Origin of the sequence: Kribbella sp. C-35, from assembly GCF_046549195.1 — a bacterium.
Lineage (GTDB): Bacteria > Actinomycetota > Actinomycetes > Propionibacteriales > Kribbellaceae > Kribbella.
This window is the reverse complement of the sequence record NZ_JAJPWG010000001.1, coordinates 1,118,012-1,137,588: the sequence shown is the minus strand read 5'-3', so window position 1 is coordinate 1,137,588 and position 19,577 is coordinate 1,118,012. Positions and strand designations below refer to the sequence as shown.

At 67.0% G+C, this 19,577-nt stretch carries 18 protein-coding genes; all 18 read left to right on the top strand.

Annotated elements, in window-relative coordinates:
- Window positions 1–87 precede the first annotated feature (87 nt).
- The 18 genes from rpoB to rpsQ all read left to right on the top strand — a co-directional run bounded on the left by rpoB (window position 88) and on the right by rpsQ (window position 19,550).
- On the top strand, window positions 88–3,570 hold the full coding sequence (rpoB, locus tag ACLJOO_RS05850; protein ID WP_410785771.1) for a DNA-directed RNA polymerase subunit beta: 3,483 nt from the start codon (window positions 88–90) through the stop codon (window positions 3,568–3,570).
- A gap of 68 nt (window positions 3,571–3,638) precedes the next feature.
- Window positions 3,639–7,499, top strand: a complete 3,861-nt coding sequence (locus tag ACLJOO_RS05845; protein ID WP_410785770.1) for a DNA-directed RNA polymerase subunit beta' — start codon at window positions 3,639–3,641, stop codon at window positions 7,497–7,499.
- A 144-nt stretch (window positions 7,500–7,643) separates the two neighbouring features.
- Window positions 7,644–8,930, top strand: coding sequence for a nuclear transport factor 2 family protein (locus tag ACLJOO_RS05840; RefSeq protein ID WP_410785769.1), 1,287 nt, complete (start codon window positions 7,644–7,646; stop codon window positions 8,928–8,930).
- 328 nt (window positions 8,931–9,258) lie between these two features.
- Window positions 9,259–9,633 carry a 30S ribosomal protein S12 gene (rpsL, locus tag ACLJOO_RS05835; protein WP_130384649.1) on the top strand — a complete coding sequence of 125 codons (375 nt, stop codon included), beginning with the start codon at window positions 9,259–9,261 and terminating at the stop codon, window positions 9,631–9,633.
- On the top strand, window positions 9,633–10,103 hold the full coding sequence (gene rpsG, locus ACLJOO_RS05830) for a 30S ribosomal protein S7 (RefSeq protein WP_130384648.1): 471 nt from the start codon (window positions 9,633–9,635) through the stop codon (window positions 10,101–10,103). Before rpsL ends, rpsG begins: the two co-directional genes overlap by 1 nt.
- Before the next feature lie 72 nt (window positions 10,104–10,175).
- The gene (gene fusA, locus ACLJOO_RS05825) at window positions 10,176–12,287 is read left to right on the top strand and encodes an elongation factor G (RefSeq protein ID WP_410785768.1); all 2,112 of its coding nucleotides are present in this window, start codon (window positions 10,176–10,178) and stop codon (window positions 12,285–12,287) included.
- Between the two features lie 74 nt (window positions 12,288–12,361).
- On the top strand, window positions 12,362–13,555 hold the full coding sequence (gene tuf / locus ACLJOO_RS05820; protein WP_410785767.1) for an elongation factor Tu: 1,194 nt from the start codon (window positions 12,362–12,364) through the stop codon (window positions 13,553–13,555).
- Window positions 13,556–13,917: 362 nt separating this feature from the next.
- Entirely contained in the window at window positions 13,918–14,226 is a 309-nt protein-coding gene (rpsJ, locus tag ACLJOO_RS05815; protein ID WP_012923688.1) for a 30S ribosomal protein S10, read from the top strand.
- 16 nt (window positions 14,227–14,242) lie between these two features.
- Entirely contained in the window at window positions 14,243–14,899 is a 657-nt protein-coding gene (gene rplC / locus ACLJOO_RS05810; protein WP_410785766.1) for a 50S ribosomal protein L3, read from the top strand.
- Window positions 14,896–15,588 (top strand): 50S ribosomal protein L4, encoded by a 693-nt coding sequence (gene rplD, locus ACLJOO_RS05805; protein ID WP_410785765.1) that lies wholly within the window; start codon window positions 14,896–14,898, stop codon window positions 15,586–15,588. The genes rplC and rplD overlap by 4 nt, the downstream gene beginning before the upstream one ends.
- Complete coding sequence (gene rplW / locus ACLJOO_RS05800; protein ID WP_130384643.1) at window positions 15,585–15,890, top strand: 50S ribosomal protein L23; 306 nt, start codon at window positions 15,585–15,587, stop codon at window positions 15,888–15,890. The genes rplD and rplW overlap by 4 nt, the downstream gene beginning before the upstream one ends.
- Entirely contained in the window at window positions 15,890–16,723 is an 834-nt protein-coding gene (gene rplB, locus ACLJOO_RS05795; protein WP_130384642.1) for a 50S ribosomal protein L2, read from the top strand. The genes rplW and rplB overlap by 1 nt, the downstream gene beginning before the upstream one ends.
- A gap of 15 nt (window positions 16,724–16,738) precedes the next feature.
- Complete coding sequence (rpsS, locus tag ACLJOO_RS05790) at window positions 16,739–17,020, top strand: 30S ribosomal protein S19 (protein ID WP_130384641.1); 282 nt, start codon at window positions 16,739–16,741, stop codon at window positions 17,018–17,020.
- A 53-nt stretch (window positions 17,021–17,073) separates the two neighbouring features.
- Complete coding sequence (gene rplV, locus ACLJOO_RS05785; RefSeq protein WP_410785764.1) at window positions 17,074–17,676, top strand: 50S ribosomal protein L22; 603 nt, start codon at window positions 17,074–17,076, stop codon at window positions 17,674–17,676.
- Window position 17,677: 1 nt separating this feature from the next.
- Window positions 17,678–18,556, top strand: a complete 879-nt coding sequence (gene rpsC, locus ACLJOO_RS05780; protein WP_410785763.1) for a 30S ribosomal protein S3 — start codon at window positions 17,678–17,680, stop codon at window positions 18,554–18,556.
- 3 nt (window positions 18,557–18,559) lie between these two features.
- Window positions 18,560–18,979: a 50S ribosomal protein L16 gene (rplP, locus tag ACLJOO_RS05775; RefSeq protein ID WP_130384638.1), complete on the top strand. Its 420-nt coding sequence runs from the start codon at window positions 18,560–18,562 to the stop codon at window positions 18,977–18,979.
- Entirely contained in the window at window positions 18,979–19,257 is a 279-nt protein-coding gene (rpmC, locus tag ACLJOO_RS05770) for a 50S ribosomal protein L29 (RefSeq protein WP_410785762.1), read from the top strand. The genes rplP and rpmC overlap by 1 nt, the downstream gene beginning before the upstream one ends.
- Entirely contained in the window at window positions 19,254–19,550 is a 297-nt protein-coding gene (gene rpsQ / locus ACLJOO_RS05765; RefSeq protein ID WP_130384636.1) for a 30S ribosomal protein S17, read from the top strand. The genes rpmC and rpsQ overlap by 4 nt, the downstream gene beginning before the upstream one ends.
- Window positions 19,551–19,577 lie beyond the last annotated feature (27 nt).

The window sequence follows — 19,577 nt, the reverse complement described above, 5'->3', positions numbered from 1 at the left end:
TCTGCTCGGGTCTCCGACTTGACTGGGGCGGCTTGGCGTGCGCACCCAGCACCGATGTGATTTTGCGAGCCCGTGGAAGGACGCCCCTTGGTCGCCTCGCGCAACCCCCAGTCCGACAGCATTTCCAACGTCACCGGCCCCCGCCGCATCTCCTTCGCAAAGATCTCCGAGCCTCTCCAGGTTCCGGATCTGCTTGCGCTGCAGGTGGACAGTTTCGACTGGCTGGTCGGTAACGAAACGTGGCAGGCCCGCGTGGCCGCCGCCGAGGCCGAGGGGCGGTCGGACCTGTCCGGCCCCAGCGGCCTGGAAGAGATCTTCGAGGAGATCTCCCCGATCGAGGACTTCAGCGGCACCATGTCGCTGTCGTTCCGCGACCACCGCTTCGAGCCGCCGAAGAACACGGTGGACGAGTGCAAGGAGCGGGACGTCACGTACTCCGCCCCGCTGTTCGTCACCGCCGAGTTCATGAACAACGAGACCGGCGAGATCAAGAGCCAGACCGTCTTCATGGGCGACTTCCCGCTGATGACGCGCAAGGGCACCTTCGTGATCAACGGCACCGAGCGTGTCGTCGTGTCGCAGCTCGTCCGTTCGCCCGGTGTGTACTTCGAGCGCACGCCGGACAAGACGTCCGACAAGGACATCTTCACCGCCAAGATCATCCCGTCGCGCGGCGCGTGGCTGGAGTTCGAGGTGGACAAGCGGGACATGGTCGGCGTCCGCCTCGACCGGAAGCGCAAGCAGAACGTCACCGTGCTGCTGAAGGCGCTCGGCTGGACCGACGCGCAGATCCTCGAGGAGTTCGGGGACTACGAGTCGATCCGCCTCACCCTGGAGAAGGACCACACGTCCGGCCAGGACGACGCGCTGCTCGACATCTACCGCAAGCTGCGTCCGGGTGAGCCGCCGACCCGCGAGGCCGCGCAGGCGCTGCTGGAGAACTACTACTTCAACGGCAAGCGCTACGACCTGGCCAAGGTCGGCCGCTACAAGATCAACAAGAAGCTCGGCCGTGACGAGGCGCACGACATGGCGGTGCTGACCGTCGACGACATCGTCGCCACGATCAAGTACCTGGTCGCGCTGCACGAAGGCAAGACCGAGCTGCCCGCCCCGACCGGCGAGATCGTGGTCGAGGAAGACGACATCGACCACTTCGGCAACCGCCGGCTGCGGACCGTCGGTGAACTGATCCAGAACCAGCTGCGCACCGGCCTGGCCCGGATGGAGCGCGTGGTCCGGGAGCGGATGACGACCCAGGACGTCGAGGCGATCACGCCGCAGACCCTGATCAACATCCGTCCGGTGGTGGCGGCGCTGAAGGAGTTCTTCGGCACCTCCCAGCTGTCGCAGTTCATGGACCAGACCAACCCGGTCGCGGGCCTGACCCACAAGCGCCGGCTGAACGCGCTCGGCCCGGGTGGTCTGAGCCGTGAGCGGGCCGGGTTCGAGGTCCGTGACGTGCACCCGTCGCACTACGGCCGGATGTGCCCGATCGAGACGCCGGAAGGCCCGAACATCGGTCTGATCGGCTCGCTCGCGTCGTACGGCCGGGTGAACGCGTTCGGCTTCGTCGAGACGCCGTACCGCAAGGTCGTCGACGGCCAGGTCACCGACCAGGTGGACTACCTGACCGCCGACGAGGAGGACCGTTTCGTCATCGCTCAGGCCAACGCGGCGCTGAACGACGACAACCGGTTCGCCGAGGAGCGCGTGCTGGTCCGTCGCCGGCACGGCGAGGTCGAGCTCGTGCCGGTCGACGACGTGGACTACATGGACGTCTCGCCGCGCCAGATGGTGTCGGTGGCGACCGCGCTGATCCCGTTCCTCGAGCACGACGACGCCAACCGCGCGCTGATGGGTTCGAACATGCAGCGCCAGGCGGTGCCGCTGATCACCTCGGACGCCCCGCTGGTCGGTACCGGCATGGAGTTCCGCGGTGCGGTCGACGCCGGAGACGTGGTCGTCTCCGACAAGCCCGGTGTGGTCAAGGAGGTCTCGGCCGACCTGATCGAGATCGCCGCCGACGACGGCACGTACCAGACCTACCGGATGGCGAAGTTCCGCCGCTCGAACCAGGGCACCTGCATCAACCAGCGCCCGCTGGTGGACGCCGGTCAGCGGGTCGAGATCGGTACGCCGCTGGCCGACGGTCCGTGCACCGACGAGGGCGAGATGGCCCTCGGCCGCAACATGCTGGTCGCGTTCATGACGTGGGAGGGCTACAACTACGAGGACGCGATCATCCTCAGCCAGCGCGTCGTACAGCAGGACCTGCTGACCTCGATCCACATCGAGGAGCACGAGGTCGACGCCCGCGACACCAAGCTGGGTCCGGAGGAGATCACCCGGGACATCCCGAACGTCTCCGACGAGATGCTGTCCGACCTGGACGAGCGCGGCATCATCCGGATCGGCGCCGAGGTCACCACCGGTGACATCCTGGTCGGCAAGGTCACGCCGAAGGGCGAGACCGAGCTCACCCCGGAGGAGCGGCTGCTGCGCGCGATCTTCGGTGAGAAGGCGCGCGAGGTCCGCGACACGTCGCTGAAGGTTCCGCACGGCGAGGAGGGCACCGTCATCGGTGTCCGCGTCTTCGACCGGGACAACGGCGACGAGCTGCCGCCGGGCGTCAACCAGCTGGTCCGCGTTTACGTGGCCCAGAAGCGGAAGATCTCGGTCGGTGACAAGCTGGCCGGCCGGCACGGCAACAAGGGCGTCATCTCGAAGATCCTGCCGGTCGAGGACATGCCGTTCCTCGAGGACGGCACCCACGTCGACGTCATCCTGAACCCGCTGGGCGTGCCCGGCCGGATGAACGTCGGCCAGGTCCTGGAGACCCACCTCGGCTGGATCGCCAGCCGCGGCTGGGAGGTCGACCCGGAGAACGAGGAGGAGTGGGCGCAGCGGCTGATCAAGATCGGCGCCGGTGCGGCCGAGCCGATGACGAACGTCGCCACTCCGGTGTTCGACGGCGCCACGGAGGAGGAGGTCACCGGCCTGCTCAGCTCCACGCTGCCGAACCGGGACGGCGTCCGGATGGTCAACGGGCAGGGCAAGGCGAAGCTGTTCGACGGTCGTTCGGGTGAGCCGTTCCCGGACCCGATCGGTGTCGGCTACATGTACATCCTGAAGCTGCACCACCTGGTCGACGACAAGATCCACGCGCGTTCGACCGGTCCGTACTCGATGATCACGCAGCAGCCGCTGGGCGGTAAGGCCCAGTTCGGCGGCCAGCGGTTCGGCGAGATGGAGGTGTGGGCCCTGGAGGCCTACGGTGCCGCCTTCGCGCTGCAGGAACTGCTCACCATCAAGTCGGACGACGTGGTCGGCCGCGTCAAGGTGTACGAAGCGATCGTCAAGGGCGAGAACATCCCGGAGCCGGGTATCCCGGAGTCCTTCAAGGTTCTGGTCAAGGAAATGCAGTCCCTGTGTCTGAACGTGGAAGTGCTCTCGTCCGACGGAAGCCGGGTCGAGATGCGCGACAGCGAGGAGGACGTCTTCCGTGCAGCGGAGGAACTGGGCATCGACCTGTCCCGGCGCGAGCCGAACAGCGTCGAGGAGGTCTGAGCGGGTTGCCGCTTGAGATCAACAACCAACTCACTCAGACCATTTTTAGCAACGGGAGATAACACATCGTGCTCGACGTGAACTTCTTCGACGAGCTTCGGATCGGCCTGGCGACCGCGGATGAAATCCGCCAGTGGTCGCACGGCGAGGTCAAGAAGCCCGAGACGATCAACTACCGGACGCTCAAGCCCGAGCGTGACGGTCTGTTCTGCGAGAAGATCTTCGGTCCCACCCGGGACTGGGAGTGCTACTGCGGCAAGTACAAGCGCGTTCGCTTCAAGGGCATCATCTGCGAGCGGTGTGGCGTCGAGGTCACCCGCTCCAAGGTGCGCCGCGAGCGGATGGGCCACATCGAGCTGGCCGCGCCGGTCACCCACATCTGGTACTTCAAGGGTGTCCCGTCGCGGCTCGGCTACCTGCTCGACCTCGCCCCGAAGGACCTGGAGAAGGTCATCTACTTCGCGGCGTACATGATCACCGACGTCGACGAGGAGTCGCGGCACCGCGACCTGTCCTCGCTCGAGGGCCGCGTGGACGTGGAGCGCAAGCAGCTCGAGAACCGTCGTGACAACGACATCGAGCAGCGGATGAAGAAGCTCGAGGAGGACCTGGCGCAGCTCGAGGCCGAGGGCGCCAAGGCCGACGTACGCCGCAAGGTCAAGGAAGGCGCCGAGCGGGAGGTCAAGCAGCTGCGCGACCGCTCGCAGCGCGAGATCGACCGTCTCGACGAGGTCTGGACCCGGTTCAAGAACCTGAAGGTCCAGGACCTCGAGGGCGACGAGATCCTCTACCGCGCCATGAAGGAGCGGTTCGGCAAGTACTTCGAGGGCGCCATGGGCGCCGCCGCGATCCAGCGCCGGCTGGAGACCTTCGACCTGAAGGCCGAGGCGGACAACCTGCGCGAGACGATCAAGACCGGTAAGGGCCAGCGCAAGACCCGCGCCCTGAAGCGGCTGAAGGTCGTCACCGCGTTCCTGGCCACCAACAACAGCCCGATGGGCATGGTGCTCGACTGCGTCCCGGTGATCCCGCCGGACCTGCGGCCGATGGTCCAGCTCGACGGTGGCCGGTTCGCCACCTCGGACCTGAACGACCTGTACCGCCGGGTGATCAACCGGAACAACCGGCTCAAGCGACTGCTCGACCTGGGCGCGCCGGAGATCATCGTCAACAACGAGAAGCGGATGCTGCAGGAGGCCGTCGACGCGCTGTTCGACAACGGCCGCCGCGGCCGTCCGGTCACCGGTCCGGGCAACCGGCCGCTGAAGTCGCTGTCCGACATGCTCAAGGGCAAGCAGGGCCGCTTCCGTCAGAACCTTCTCGGCAAGCGCGTCGACTACTCGGGCCGTTCGGTCATCGTGGTCGGCCCGCAGCTGAAGCTGCACCAGTGCGGTCTGCCGAAGGCGATGGCGCTGGAGCTCTTCAAGCCGTTCGTGATGAAGCGGCTGGTCGACCTCAACCACGCGCAGAACATCAAGTCCGCCAAGCGGATGGTCGAGCGTCAGCGCGCCCAGGTCTGGGACGTGCTGGAAGAGGTCATCACCGAGCACCCTGTGCTGCTGAACCGTGCGCCTACGCTGCACCGGCTCGGCATCCAGGCGTTCGAGCCGCAGCTGATCGAGGGCAAGGCGATCCAGATCCACCCGCTCGTCTGCTCCGCGTTCAACGCGGACTTCGACGGCGACCAGATGGCGGTGCACCTGCCGCTGTCGGCCGAGGCACAGGCCGAGGCCCGGATCCTGATGCTGTCGACGAACAACATCCTGAAGCCGGCCGACGGTCGCCCCGTCACGATGCCGACCCAGGACATGATCATCGGCATCTACTTCCTGACCATGCTGAAGGAAGGCGCCAAGGGCGAGGGCCGGGCGTTCAGCTCGGTGGCCGAGGCGATGATGGCCTTCGACCGCAGCGAACTGGCGCTGCAGGCCAAGATCACCATCCGGCTCAACGGTTCGGCCGCACCGCAGAACGCGCTCGAGCTGGGCAACGGCGGCTTCGCGCTGGAGACCACGCTGGGCCGGGCGCTGTTCAACGAGGCGCTGCCGGCGGACTACCCGTTCGTCGACACCGAGGTGGGCAAGAAGCAGCTCGGCGGGATCGTCAACGACCTGGCCGAGCGGTACACCAAGGTCGAGGTCGCGCACGCCCTGGACGCGCTGAAGGACCTCGGTTACTACTGGTCCACGCGTTCCGGCGTGACGGTGTCGATCGACGACTTCAGCACGCCGCCGTCCAAGCCGGAGATCATGGCGCGGTACGAGTCCCAGGCCGAGAAGGTCCAGAAGCAGTTCGAGCGGGGTCTGATCACCTCGTCCGAGCGGCGTCAGGAGCTGATCGAGATCTGGACCGGCGCCAACGCCGAGGTCGGTAAGGCGATGGAGGAGAACTTCGCCAAGGACAACCCGATCTGGATGATGGTGCACTCGGGAGCCCGAGGCAACATGATGCAGATCCGGCAGATCTCCGGTATGCGTGGCCTGGTCGCCAACCCGAAGGGCGAGATCATCGCCCGGCCGATCAAGTCCAACTTCCGCGAGGGCCTGTCGGTGGTCGAGTACTTCATCGCCACCCACGGCGCCCGGAAGGGTCTGGCCGACACCGCGCTGCGGACCGCCGACTCGGGGTACCTGACCCGTCGTCTGGTGGACGTGTCGCAGGACGTGATCATCCGCGAGGAGGACTGCGGGACCGAGCGGGGCCTGCCGAAGCAGATCGGCGAGAAGGACCCGTCCGGCAAGGTCGTGCACGCCGAGAACGTGGAGACCAGCGCGTACGCGCGGACCCTGGCCACCGACGCCCTGGACGCCGACGGCAACGTCGTGCTCGCCGGCGGCGCCGACCTGGGCGACGTGTCGATCGCGAAGCTGGTCGCGGCCGGGCTCGAGGAGGTCAAGGTCCGGTCTGTGCTCACCTGTGACGCCAAGACCGGTACCTGCGCGAAGTGCTACGGCCGTTCGCTGGCGACCGGTAAGCCGGTCGACATCGGCGAGGCGGTCGGCATCATTGCGGCCCAGTCCATCGGTGAGCCGGGTACGCAGCTGACGATGCGGACCTTCCACACCGGTGGTGTCGCGGGTGATGACATCACCCACGGTCTGCCGCGTGTGGTCGAGCTGTTCGAGGCGCGTCAGCCCAAGGGCAAGGCGCCGATCTCGGAGGCCGCGGGCCGGATCGCGATCGAGGACACCGACAAGACCCGGAAGCTGGTGCTCACCCCGGACGACGGTTCCGAGGAGGTCGCCTACCCGGTGTCGAAGCGCGGCCGTCTGCTGATCGAGGACGGTCAGCACGTCGAGGTCGGTCAGCAGCTGACGCAGGGTACGCCGGACCCGCAGGAGGTTCTGCGGATCCTGGGTGTCCGCAAGGCGCAGGAGCACCTGGTGGACGAGGTCCAGGAGGTGTACCGGTCGCAGGGTGTGGCCATCCACGACAAGCACATCGAGATCATCGTCCGGCAGATGCTGCGCCGGGTCACGGTGATCGAGTCCGGCGAGGCGAACCTGCTGCCGGGCGAGCTGGCGGACCGGATCATGTTCGAGGCGGAGAACCGTCGCGTCGTGGCCGAGGGCGGTACGCCGGCCTCCGGTCGTCCGGTGCTGATGGGTATCACCAAGGCCTCGCTGGCCACCGAGTCGTGGCTGTCGGCCGCCTCCTTCCAGGAGACGACCCGCGTCCTGACCGAGGCCGCGATCCACGGCAAGTCCGACTCGCTGGTCGGTCTGAAGGAGAACGTCATCATCGGAAAGCTGATCCCGGCGGGTACCGGCATGGACCGTTACCGCAACATCCGGGTGGAGCCCACCGAGGAGGCGAAGGCCGCGATGTACTCGATGGTCGGCTACGAGTCGTACGACTACGACTTCGGCCCGTCCAGCGGTCAGTCGGTCCCGCTCGACGACTTCGACCTCGGTTCGTACCAGAACTGAGCGCAGTCAACGCCTGAAAGAGGGCGGCACTTCCCTGCTGGGAGGTGCCGCCCTCGGCGCATTTACGCGCCAGTACGACGGGTGCCGGAAAAGACACTCGGGGTGGCGGCTGTAAAGGTGCCCGCTATGCGCCAAGATTGGTGCATGACGGATCTGCCGGCCTACCTGCGGCCTTTCGTCTTGGGGGTTCTGGAAGGTTCTGACGTACGCGTCGATCGCCTGGGGGAGATCGACCTGTACCGCCCGCCCGGTACCGCCCGAGGCGGCGCAATTCTCTTCGTGCACGGGGGACCCGGACCTGCCGGCCTCGAGGTGATGCCTCGGGACTGGCCGGTCTACAAGGGCTACGCGACGGCTGCCGCCAGGCGGGGCCTGGTGGCCGCGGTCGTCGACCACAGCCTGATCCACGGCCTCGACCGACTGGTCGCGGCCGCGGACGAGGTGGAGGCAGCGGTCGGCGTACTGCGTTCCGACCCACGGGTCGACCCCGATCGGGTCGGGCTGTGGTTCTTCTCCGGCGCCGGCCTGCTGGCCGGGGAGTGGCTGGACAGCCGCCCCGACTGGCTGCGCTTCGTCGCCCTGACCTACCCCCTGCTCGCCACCCCGCCCGGTGTCGACGATTTGGTAACCGCCGCCGAAGTGATCGGCAAACACAAGGACCTGCCGGTGCTGCTGACCAGAGCTGGACTCGAGCGTGAGGAGCTCGCCGGTCCGGTAGCGGAGTTCGTCTCCGCGGGCGGCGCCGCGCTGGACATCATCGACGTACCGAAAGGGCACCACGGGTTCGACATGCTCGACCACACCGAAGAATCACGCGCCGCCGTGACCAAGGCTCTGGACTGGGCGATCGCCCACCTCGGCGAAGAGCCTGGCGCCGACGGCAAGCTCCTCGTCCCACCCCCGGCCAAGAAGAAGACCACTTCAACCCGCCGTACGACGCCTGCACCCAAGGCAGCCGTCGCGGTGCAGGAAACCCCGGCTCCGGCTGTACCCGCTAGTCAGCCGCCTGCCGCCCCTGCACCTGTCACCCCCGCACCCGTTGTCTCCGCCGCGCCTCAGCCCCCGTTGGCGGGCCTGGGAGCGGCGACTGTCGCGGCGGTCACCGCCGACACCCCGGCTGCGCGGGTGATCGGCCGAGAGCACGCGGCGTACGACGCACACGACCTCGAGGCCTTCCTGGCCATGTACTCGCCGACCGCCCGGATCCTGCTCGCGGACGGCGCCGAACTCAAGGGCCGCCGGTTCCTGCGCGAGTTCTACCGCCCGCGCTTCGCGGCCGGCCGCTGCAAGACCGAGGTCGTCCAGCGGCTGATGCTGGGGGAGTGGGTGGTGGAGCACGTGGTCACGTACGACGACGGCGGATCCACCCCGCAGCTCGCCCTCTACCGGGTCGCCGACGGCCTGATAACGGACGTCGAGTTCCGCGTCTGACGACACCTGATCAGGGCCTCTGGAAGCGTTTGCCGAGAGTCGTTCCAGGGGCCCTGTACACTTGATTAGCGGAAGGTCTCCGACCGCGGTCTTTTACTCATTTTGACCGCACTTGAGGCAGCCGCTAGTCTTAACGATCGTGCCCGGGGTCTTTCCTGGGCCGTCATGCGTGCCCCTCGTCCAACGGATCGGGCCGCGTGGCACGGGACTCCTGCCGACAGTCTGGAAGATTACGGCTTCGGTCTGCTCGTGCGCACGCGACACACCCGACCGCGGGGGTCAGGCAAAAGCTACAAACCCAGCCGGACGACAGAAAGAGACCCACGCGGTGCCCACCATTAACCAGCTGGTCCGCAAGGGCCGCCAGGACAAGGTGTCCAAGAACAAGACGCCCGCCCTGAAGGGTTCCCCTCAGCGTCGTGGTGTGTGCACGCGCGTCTACACGACCACGCCGAAGAAGCCGAACTCCGCGCTTCGCAAGGTTGCGCGTGTCCGCCTGACCAGCGGTATCGAGGTCACCGCCTACATTCCCGGCGTCGGCCACAACCTGCAGGAGCACTCGATCGTGCTCGTGCGTGGCGGTCGTGTGAAGGACCTCCCGGGTGTCCGGTACAAGATCATCCGCGGTTCGCTCGACACCCAGGGTGTGAAGAACCGGAAGCAGGCTCGCAGCCTCTACGGCGCGAAGAAGGAGAAGAGCTAATGCCGCGCAAGGGCCCCGCCCCGAAGCGCCCGGTCATCATCGACCCGGTCTACAGTTCGCCGCTCGTCACCCAGTTGATCTCCAAGATCCTGGTCGACGGCAAGAAGCAGATCGCGCAGAGCATCGTGTACAACGCGCTCGAGGGCACTCGTACCAAGACCGGCACCGACCCGGTGATCACGCTGAAGCGTGCGCTGGACAACGTGAAGCCGAGCATCGAGGTGAAGAGCCGCCGCGTCGGTGGAGCCACGTACCAGGTGCCGATCGAGGTCAAGCCGGGTCGCTCGACCACGCTCGCCCTGCGCTGGCTGACGTCGTACTCCCGTGCGCGTCGCGAGAAGACCATGTCCGAGCGCCTGATGAACGAGATCCTGGACGCGTCCAACGGTCTCGGTGCGTCGGTGAAGCGCCGCGAGGACACGCACAAGATGGCCGAAGCCAACAAGGCTTTCGCCCACTACCGCTGGTGATCCGGAGTCCGATCCGGACTCCAGCACTCACCCCTTTGACGCAGTAACAGAATCGAGAGGTAGACCACCGAGGTGGCCGTACAAATCACCACCGACCTGGCCAAGGTCCGCAACATCGGGATCATGGCCCACATCGACGCCGGCAAGACGACGACGACCGAGCGGATCCTCTTCTACACCGGTATCACTTACAAGATCGGTGAGGTCCACGACGGCGCCGCCACGATGGACTGGATGGAGCAGGAGCAGGAGCGCGGCATCACGATCACGTCCGCCGCGACGACCTGCACCTGGAAAGACCACACCATCAACATCATCGACACCCCGGGCCACGTCGACTTCACCGTCGAGGTGGAGCGCTCGCTGCGCGTCCTCGACGGTGCCGTCGCTGTGTTCGACGGTGTCGCCGGCGTGGAGCCGCAGTCGGAGACGGTCTGGCGTCAGGCCGACCGGTACGGCGTACCCCGCATCTGCTTCGTGAACAAGCTGGACCGGACCGGCGCGGAGTTCATGCGCTGTGTCGACATGATCGTCGACCGGCTGGCCGCGGTGCCGTTGGTGCTGCAGCTGCCGATCGGGTCCGAGGCCGACTTCATCGGCGTCGTCGACCTGATCGGGATGCGCGCGCTGACCTGGCGCGGCGAGACCACGATGGGTGAGGACTACACCGTCGAGGAGATCCCGGCGACCCACACCGAGATCGCCGCCGAGTGGCGCGACAAGCTGGTCGAGACGCTGGCCGAGGCCGACGACGAGATCATGGAGATGTACCTGGAGGGCGACGAGCCCACCCAGGAGCAGCTCGTCGCGGCGATCCGGCGCGCGACCATCGCGAGCAAGCTGACCCCGGTGCTGACCGGTACGGCGTTCAAGAACAAGGGCGTCCAGCCGCTGCTGGACGCGATCAACGCCTACCTGCCGAGCCCGATCGACGTCCCGGCCATCGAGGGCCACGACGTCAAGGACGCCGAGCAGGTCGTGCTGCGCAAGCCGGACGACAGCGAGCCGTTCTCGGCGCTGGCGTTCAAGATCGCGGCCGACCCGCACCTGGGCAAGCTGACCTTCATCCGGGTGTACTCGGGCAAGCTGGAGACCGGCACCCAGGTGCTGAACCCGACGAAGGGCCGCAAGGAGCGGATCGGCAAGATCTACCGGATGCACGCGAACAAGCGTGAGGAGATCGCATCGATCGGCGCCGGCCACATCGTCGCCGTGATGGGCCTCAAGGACACCACCACCGGTGAGACCCTGTGCGACCCGGCGAAGCCGGTCGTGCTGGAGTCCATGCAGTTCCCGGCCCCGGTCATCTCGGTCGCCATCGAGCCCAAGTCGAAGGCCGACCAGGAGAAGCTGGGCGTCGCGATCCAGCGGCTCGCCGAGGAGGACCCGACCTTCCAGGTCCGGACCGACGAGGACACCGGCCAGACCATCATCGCCGGTATGGGCGAGCTGCACCTCGAGGTGCTGGTCGACCGGATGAAGCGCGAGTTCCGCGTCGAGGCCAACGTCGGCAAGCCGCAGGTCGCCTACCGCGAGACCATCAAGAAGAAGGTCGAGAAGGTCGACTACACGCACAAGAAGCAGACCGGTGGTTCGGGTCAGTTCGCGCGCGTGATCATCAACATCGAGCCGACCTCGGTCGAGGCCGGCGGCGAAGGCGGCTACGAGTTCGTCAACTCCGTCACCGGTGGCCGGATCCCCCGGGAGTACATCCCGTCGGTGGACGAGGGCGCCCAGGAGGCGATGGAGTTCGGCGTACTGGCCGGCTACCCGATGGTGGACGTCAAGGTCACGCTGACCGACGGCGCCTACCACGATGTCGACTCGTCCGAGCTCGCCTTCAAGATCGCCGGTTCGATGGCCTTCAAGGACGCCGCCCGCCGGGCGACTCCGGTCATCCTCGAGCCGATGTTCGCGGTCGAGGTCATCACGCCCGAGGACTACATGGGTGAAGTGATCGGCGACCTCAACTCGCGCCGTGGCCAGATCCAGTCGATGGACGAAGGCCCCGGTGGCAGCCGGGCCATCAAGGCCCTGGTGCCGTTGTCCGAGATGTTCGGGTATGTCGGTGACCTGCGGTCCAAGACCCAGGGCCGCGCGTCCTACTCGATGCAGTTCGATTCCTACGCCGAGGTTCCGAAGAACGTGGCGGAAGAGATCATCAAGAAGGCCCGGGGCGAGTAACTTCTCGCTCCTGACCACCACACCCAAAGCGCGTCGGCGTACGGCGTAGTCAACATTTATCCAGGAGGGCCCCAGTGGCGAAGGCGAAGTTCGAGCGGACCAAGCCGCACGTCAACATCGGCACCATCGGTCACATCGACCACGGTAAGACCACGCTTACCGCGGCGATCACCAAGGTGCTGCACGACAAGTACCCGACCCTCAACGAGGCGTCGGCCTTCGATCAGATCGACAAGGCGCCGGAAGAGCGCCAGCGCGGCATCACCATCTCGATCGCGCACGTCGAGTACCAGACCGAGGCCCGGCACTACGCCCACGTCGACTGCCCGGGTCACGCGGACTACATCAAGAACATGATCACCGGTGCGGCCCAGATGGACGGTGCGATCCTGGTCGTCGCCGCCACCGACGGCCCGATGCCGCAGACGCGTGAGCACGTGCTGCTCGCCCGTCAGGTCGGCGTGCCGGCGATGGTCGTCGCCCTGAACAAGTGCGACATGGTCGACGACGAGGAGATCCTGGAGCTCGTCGAGCTCGAGGTTCGCGAGCTGCTCTCGGAGCAGGAGTTCGACGGCGACAACGCACCGGTCATCAAGGTCGCGGCGCACCCGGCTCTGCAGGGCGACGCCAAGTGGGGCGAGTCGATCCTCGAGCTGATGGACGCGGTCGACAACTACATCCCGCAGCCGGAGCGCGAGATCGACAAGCCGTTCCTGATGCCGGTGGAGGACGTCTTCACCATCACCGGTCGCGGCACGGTCATCACCGGCCGGATCGAGCGCGGTGTGGTCAAGGTCAACGAGACCGTCGACCTGATCGGCATCCGCGAGACCAAGCAGACCACCACGGTCACCGGTATCGAGATGTTCCGCAAGCTGCTCGACGAGGGCCAGGCCGGTGAGAACGTCGGTCTGCTGCTTCGTGGCACCAAGCGCGAGGACGTCGAGCGCGGCATGGTCGTCATCAAGCCGGGCACCACGACCCCGCACACGAACTTCGAGGCGTCGGTCTACATCCTCTCGAAGGAGGAGGGCGGCCGTCACACGCCGTTCTTCCAGAACTACCGCCCGCAGTTCTACTTCCGTACCACCGACGTCACCGGTGTCGTCACGCTGCCCGAGGGCACCGAGATGGTCATGCCGGGCGACAACACCGACATGTTGGTCGAGCTGATCCAGCCGATCGCCATGGAGGACGGTCTGAAGTTCGCGATCCGTGAAGGTGGCCGCACCGTCGGCGCCGGCCGGGTCACCAAGATCATCAAGTGATCTCACGAGGTCCGCGAGGGCTTGCGGTACTGAGCCCTCGCGGACCTCTGCTTTGCGCCTGATCCGGCGCTCAGGTGGTACCGGATCAGGCGTGAAGCCACCCGATTGGCGTTCCGACGCCGATCGATGGCACAATATTCAGGTTGCTCAGGCGAGGCCGCCGGGGTGCGCCCCAGATCTTCTTGATCTGGCTGGCGCGCTGGACCGGAGACCATGCCGAGGTTCCGGTCCGAGACCGGGCCCCGATCTCCAATCCAGGTCGACGAAGCGGTGGGTCACGCGCGTTCCGCGCACGCGACACACCCGACCGCGGGGGTCGGAGCAACGAAGGCGAAGACGATAGAGAAGGACGAAGCGAAGCGATGGCGGGACAAAAGATCCGCATCCGGCTGAAGGCCTACGACCACGAGGTCATCGACAGCTCGGCACGCAAGATTGTCGACACGGTGACGCGTACTGGTGCGAAGGTTGCTGGCCCGGTGCCGTTGCCGACGGAAAAGAACGTGTTCTGCGTCATCCGCTCGCCGCACAAGTACAAGGACAGCCGCGAGCACTTCGAGATGCGCACCCACAAGCGGCTCATCGACATCATCGACCCCACGCCGAAGACCGTCGACTCGCTGATGCGTCTCGACCTGCCGGCCGGCGTCGACATCGAGATCAAGCTCTGAGGGACGCGAACAGCCAATGAGCAAGCTAAAGAACACGCGCGGTCTGCTGGGCACCAAGCTCGGCATGACCCAGACCTGGGACGAGAACAACCGCGTCGTCCCCGTGACCGTGGTCCAGGCCGGCCCGTGTGTCGTGACCGAGGTTCGCACCTCGGCCAGCCACGGGTACGACGGCGTCCAGATCGCCTTCGGCGACATCGACCCGCGCAAGGTGACCAAGCCGATGCGCGGTCACTTCGACAAGGCCGGCGTGACGCCGCGGCGCCACCTGCTGGAGCTGCGCACCGCCGACGCCAGCGAGTACACCCTGGGCCAGGAGATCAAGGCCGAGGCCTTCGAGGCCGGTGAGCGGGTCGACGTTTCCGCGACCAGCAAGGGCAAGGGTTTCGCCGGCGTCATGAAGCGGCACGGCTTCCACGGTCTGCGCGCCACCCACGGTGTGCACAAGAAGCACCGCTCGCCGGGTTCCATCGGCGGCTGCGCCACCCCGGGCCGGGTCTTCAAGGGCCTGCGGATGGCGGGCCGGATGGGCCACGAGCAGGTCACCACGCAGAACGTTTCGGTTCACGCGATCGACGTCGAGCGCGGCCTGATCCTGATCAAGGGCGCCGTCCCCGGCCCCAAGGGCGGCCTCGTGCTGATCCGCAACGCCGCGAAGGGAGCTTCGAAGTGAGCACCGTCGACGTCGTCGTCGTGAAGGGCGACAAGGTCAGCAAGAAGGGTTCCGCCGAGCTTCCGGCCGAGCTGTTCGACGTCCAGGTCAACGTGCCGCTGATCCACCAGGTCGTGGTGGCCCAGCTGGCCGCGGCCCGCCAGGGTACGCACAAGGTGAAGACCCGGGGCGAGGTGTCCGGCGGTGGCGCCAAGCCGTACCGCCAGAAGGGCACCGGTCGCGCCCGCCAGGGTTCGACCCGCGCGCCGCAGTTCACCGGTGGTGGCGTCGTCTTCGGCCCCACGCCGCGCGACTACAGCCAGCGGACCCCGAAGAAGATGATCGCCGCCGCGCTCCGCGGTGCGCTGTCCGACCGGGCCCGTGACGGCCAGGTGTTCGTGGTCGAGAGCTTCGTGGACGGCGACAAGCCCTCCACCAAGTCGGCCCTGAAGGTCCTGGGCGAGGTGACCGAGCCGGGCAAGGCGCTGGTCGTCGTCGACCGCGCCGACGAGCTCACCTGGCTGAGCCTGCGCAACGTGCAGCACGTGCACCTGATCGCCGCCGACCAGCTCAACGCGTACGACGTGCTGTGCAGCGACGCGGTCGTGTTCACCAAGAGCGCGCTCGACTCGTTCGTCGCCGGCGCGCCCAAGGGCAAGTCCGTCAAGGCCGTCGCAACGTCGACTGAGGCCGAGGAGGTAGAGGCATGAGCCACGGAGTCAACAAGGACCCGCGTGACGTGCTGCTCCGGCCGGTCGTGAGCGAGAAGAGCTACGGCCTGCTGGACGAGCAGAAGTACACGTTCGAGGTCGCACCGGACGCCAACAAGACCGAGATCAAGCTCGCGGTCGAGAAGGTGTTCAAGGTCAAGGTCAGCGACGTCAACACCCTGAACCGCAAGGGCAAGCGCCGCCGGACCCGGTCCGGTTTCGGCAAGCGCCCGGACACCAAGCGGGCGATCGTGACCCTCAAGGGTGACGACCGCATCGATATCTTCGGAGGCCAGTCGTAATGGGAATCCGCAAGTACAAGCCGACAACGCCGGGCCGCCGTGGCTCGAGCGTGGCCGACTTCGTCGAGCTCACCCGTTCGACCCCCGAGAAGTCGCTGCTGCGTCCGCTGCCGAAGAAGGGCGGCCGGAACAACTCCGGCAAGATCACCACCCGGCACCACGGTGGCGGTCACAAGCGGGCGTACCGGCTGATCGACTTCAAGCGGTACGACAAGGACGGCGTGCCGGCCAAGGTCGCGCACATCGAGTACGACCCGAACCGGACCGCGCGGATCGCGCTGCTGCACTACGTCGACGGCGAGAAGCGCTACATCCTCGCCCCGACCAATCTGAAGCAGGGCACCGTCGTCGAGAACGGCCCGGCCGCCGACATCAAGATCGGTAACAACCTGCCGCTGCGCAACATCCCGGTGGGCTCCACGATCCACGCTGTCGAGCTGCGTCCGGGTGGTGGCGCCAAGATGGGCCGCTCCGCCGGTACCAGCATTCAGCTGGTCGCGAAGGAAGGCCGGATGGCCACCCTGCGGATGCCGTCCGGCGAGGTCCGGATGGTCGACGTGCGCTGCCGCGCCACCCTCGGTGAGGTCGGCAACGGCGAGCAGTCGAACATCAACTGGGGCAAGGCGGGCCGGATGCGCTGGAAGGGCAAGCGCCCGACCGTCCGCGGTGTCGCGATGAACCCGGTCGACCACCCGCACGGTGGTGGTGAGGGTAAGACCTCGGGTGGTCGCCACCCGGTGTCCCCGTGGGGCCAGCCGGAAGGCCGGACCCGCACCCGCAAGGAAAGCGACCGAATGATCGTCCGGCGCCGCAAGGCCGGCAAGAAGCGCTGATAGGAGCCGGCCAGAATGCCACGCAGCCTGAAGAAGGGCCCGTTCGTCGACCACCACCTGGCCAAGAAGGTGGAGGTGCAGAACGAGAAGGGCACCAAGAACGTCATCAAGACCTGGTCTCGCCGATCGATGATCGTGCCGGACATGATCGGCCACACGATTGCGGTGCACGACGGCCGCAAGCACGTGCCGGTGTTCGTGACGGACTCGATGGTCGGGCACAAGCTCGGCGAGTTCGCCCCGACCCGGACGTTCAAGGGTCACGAGAAGGACGACCGGAAGTCACGGCGTCGCTGATCCCGCAGGGACAGTGACGAAGCGAAAGCAATCTACGGAGAGATTCGAACATCATGAGCGTTCAAGAGCGTAGGGCGATCAGCGCCCGTCGCGAGAGCCTGCTGGGCGAGCAGCCCGGGGCCTTCGCGGTCGCGCGCTTCGTCCGCGTGACGCCGATGAAGGCGCGCCGCGTGGGTGATCTGGTGCGCGGTCTGGGCGTCGACGACGCACTCGCCACTCTGAAGTTCGCCCCGCAGGCCGCTGCCGCGACCGTGTACAAGGTCGTCGACAGCGCCGCGGCGAACGCCGAGGGCACCGAGCACCTGAACCGGGCCGACCTGGTCGTGGCCAAGGTCCTCGTGGACGAGGGACCGACGCTGAAGCGTCACCGCCCGCGTGCACAGGGCCGGGCCACCCGGATCGACAAGCGGACGAGCCACATCACCATCGTGGTCACCCCGCGGGTCACCGACGAGCCGGTCGAGAAGGCCCCGGTCAAGAAGGCCGCCGCGAAGAAGTCCGCGGACACCGCTGACACGGCGAAGAAGGCACCGGCGAAGAAGGCGGCCAAGAAGGCCGCCGACAAGCCGGCCGAGGCCGCCGAGAAGCCGGCCAAGAAGGCGACCGCCAAGAAGGCGGCCACCAAGAAGGCCACCGCTGAGAAGAAGGAGTCCTGACGTGGGACAGAAGGTAAACCCGCACGGGTTCCGTCTCGGCATCAGCACCGACCACAAGAGCCGTTGGTACGCCGACAAGCTGTACAAGGACTACGTGGGCGAGGACGTCAAGATCCGTCGTCTGCTGAGCAAGGGCATGGAGCGCGCCGGCATCTCCCGCGTGGAGATCGAGCGCACCCGTGACCGGGTCCGGGTCGACATCCACACCGCTCGTCCGGGCATCGTCATCGGTCGCCGCGGCGCCGAGGCGGACCGGATTCGGGGCAGCCTGGAGGAGCTCACCGGCAAGCAGGTGCAGCTGAACATCCTCGAGGTGAAGAACGCCGAGGTCGACGCTCAGCTGGTCGCGCAGGGCGTGGCCGAGCAGCTGTCCGGCCGCGTGGCGTTCCGCCGCGCGATGCGCAAGGCGATGCAGACCACCATGCGTGGCGGCGCCCTGGGCATCCGGATCCAGTGCTCCGGCCGGCTCGGTGGCGCGGAAATGTCGCGGTCGGAGTTCTACCGCGAGGGCCGCGTCCCGCTGCACACGCTGCGGGCCGACATCGACTACGGCTTCTACGAGGCCCGCACGACCTTCGGCCGGATCGGCGTGAAGGTCTGGATCTACAAGGGCGACGTCGCCGGCACTCGCGCCGAGCGCGAGGCGCAGGCTGCTGCCCGCGCTGCTACCCAGCAGCGTGGCCGTCCGGCCCGCCGTGACGGTGGCGACCGGGGTGACCGTGGCGGACGCGGCGGTGACCGTGGCGGTCGCGGCGGTGACCGTGGCGGTCGCGGTGGCGACCGGCGCGACGACGCGCGCAACAACAACGCGGCGCCTGCCGCCGAGGCGAGCGCGCCGGCGGCCGACAAGCCCGCCGAGACGACCGGAACGGAGAGCTGAACAATGCTCATCCCCCGCAAGGTCAAGCACCGCAAGCAGCACCACCCGACGCGCTCCGGCGCGGCCAAGGGTGGTACGACGCTCGCCTTCGGTGACTTCGGCATCCAGGCGCTGGAGAGCCACTACGTCACCAACCGGCAGATCGAGGCCGCGCGTATCGCGATGACCCGGCACATCAAGCGTGGCGGCAAGGTGTGGATCAACATCTACCCCGACCGCCCGCTGACCAAGAAGCCGGCCGAGACCCGGATGGGTTCCGGTAAGGGTTCGCCGGAATGGTGGATCGCCAACGTGAAGGCCGGTCGCGTGATGTTCGAACTCTCCGGTGTGCCGGAGGACATCGCTCGCGAGGCGATGCGCCGCGCGATCCACAAGTTGCCGATGAAGTGCCGCTTCATCACCCGAGAGGCAGGTGAGAACTGATGGCTACCCTGACCGCCGCTGAGCTGCGGAACCTGGGTCGTGACGAGCTGATGACGAAGCTCGGCGAAGCCAAGGAGGAGCTGTTCAACCTCCGGTTCCAGGCTGCCACGGGCCAGCTGGAGTCCCACGGCCGGCTGCGTGCCGTCCGTAAGGACATCGCCCGCATCTACACGGTGCTGTCCGAGCGTGCGCTCGGTATCACCGAGGAGGTCGACGCCCCGGTCGAGGCCGAGGTCGTCGCCGACGAAGCGGACGACAGTGAGAAGGCGAACGCATGACCGAGAACGTGAAGGACGAGACCGTGAGCACGACCCCCGAGGCGCGAGCCCACCGGAAGACCAGGGTGGGCCTGGTGCTGAGCGACAAGATGGACAAGACCGTCACCGTCGAGGTCGAGGACCGGGTCAAGCACAAGCTGTACGGCAAGGTCATCCGTCGTACCAGCAAGCTCAAGGCGCACGACGAGCAGAACGCCGCCGGCATCGGCGACCGCGTCCTCCTGATGGAGACCCGGCCGCTGTCGGCGACCAAGCGCTGGCGCGTCGTCGAGATCCTCGAGAAGGCCAAGTAATTCTAGCTGTTCCCGGGCTGCGCCCAT

Coding starts and splice junctions, on each gene's coding strand:
- rpsG (WP_130384648.1), top strand. CDS start 9,633: ATGCCGCGCAAGGGCCCCGCCCCGAAGCGCCCGGTCATCATCGACCCG.
- ACLJOO_RS05840 (WP_410785769.1), top strand. CDS start 7,644: ATGACGGATCTGCCGGCCTACCTGCGGCCTTTCGTCTTGGGGGTTCTG.
- rpmC (WP_410785762.1), top strand. CDS start 18,979: ATGGCTACCCTGACCGCCGCTGAGCTGCGGAACCTGGGTCGTGACGAG.
- rpsS (WP_130384641.1), top strand. CDS start 16,739: ATGCCACGCAGCCTGAAGAAGGGCCCGTTCGTCGACCACCACCTGGCC.
- rplW (WP_130384643.1), top strand. CDS start 15,585: ATGAGCCACGGAGTCAACAAGGACCCGCGTGACGTGCTGCTCCGGCCG.
- rplV (WP_410785764.1), top strand. CDS start 17,074: ATGAGCGTTCAAGAGCGTAGGGCGATCAGCGCCCGTCGCGAGAGCCTG.
- rplC (WP_410785766.1), top strand. CDS start 14,243: ATGAGCAAGCTAAAGAACACGCGCGGTCTGCTGGGCACCAAGCTCGGC.
- rplP (WP_130384638.1), top strand. CDS start 18,560: ATGCTCATCCCCCGCAAGGTCAAGCACCGCAAGCAGCACCACCCGACG.
- rpsJ (WP_012923688.1), top strand. CDS start 13,918: ATGGCGGGACAAAAGATCCGCATCCGGCTGAAGGCCTACGACCACGAG.
- rplB (WP_130384642.1), top strand. CDS start 15,890: ATGGGAATCCGCAAGTACAAGCCGACAACGCCGGGCCGCCGTGGCTCG.
- rpsQ (WP_130384636.1), top strand. CDS start 19,254: ATGACCGAGAACGTGAAGGACGAGACCGTGAGCACGACCCCCGAGGCG.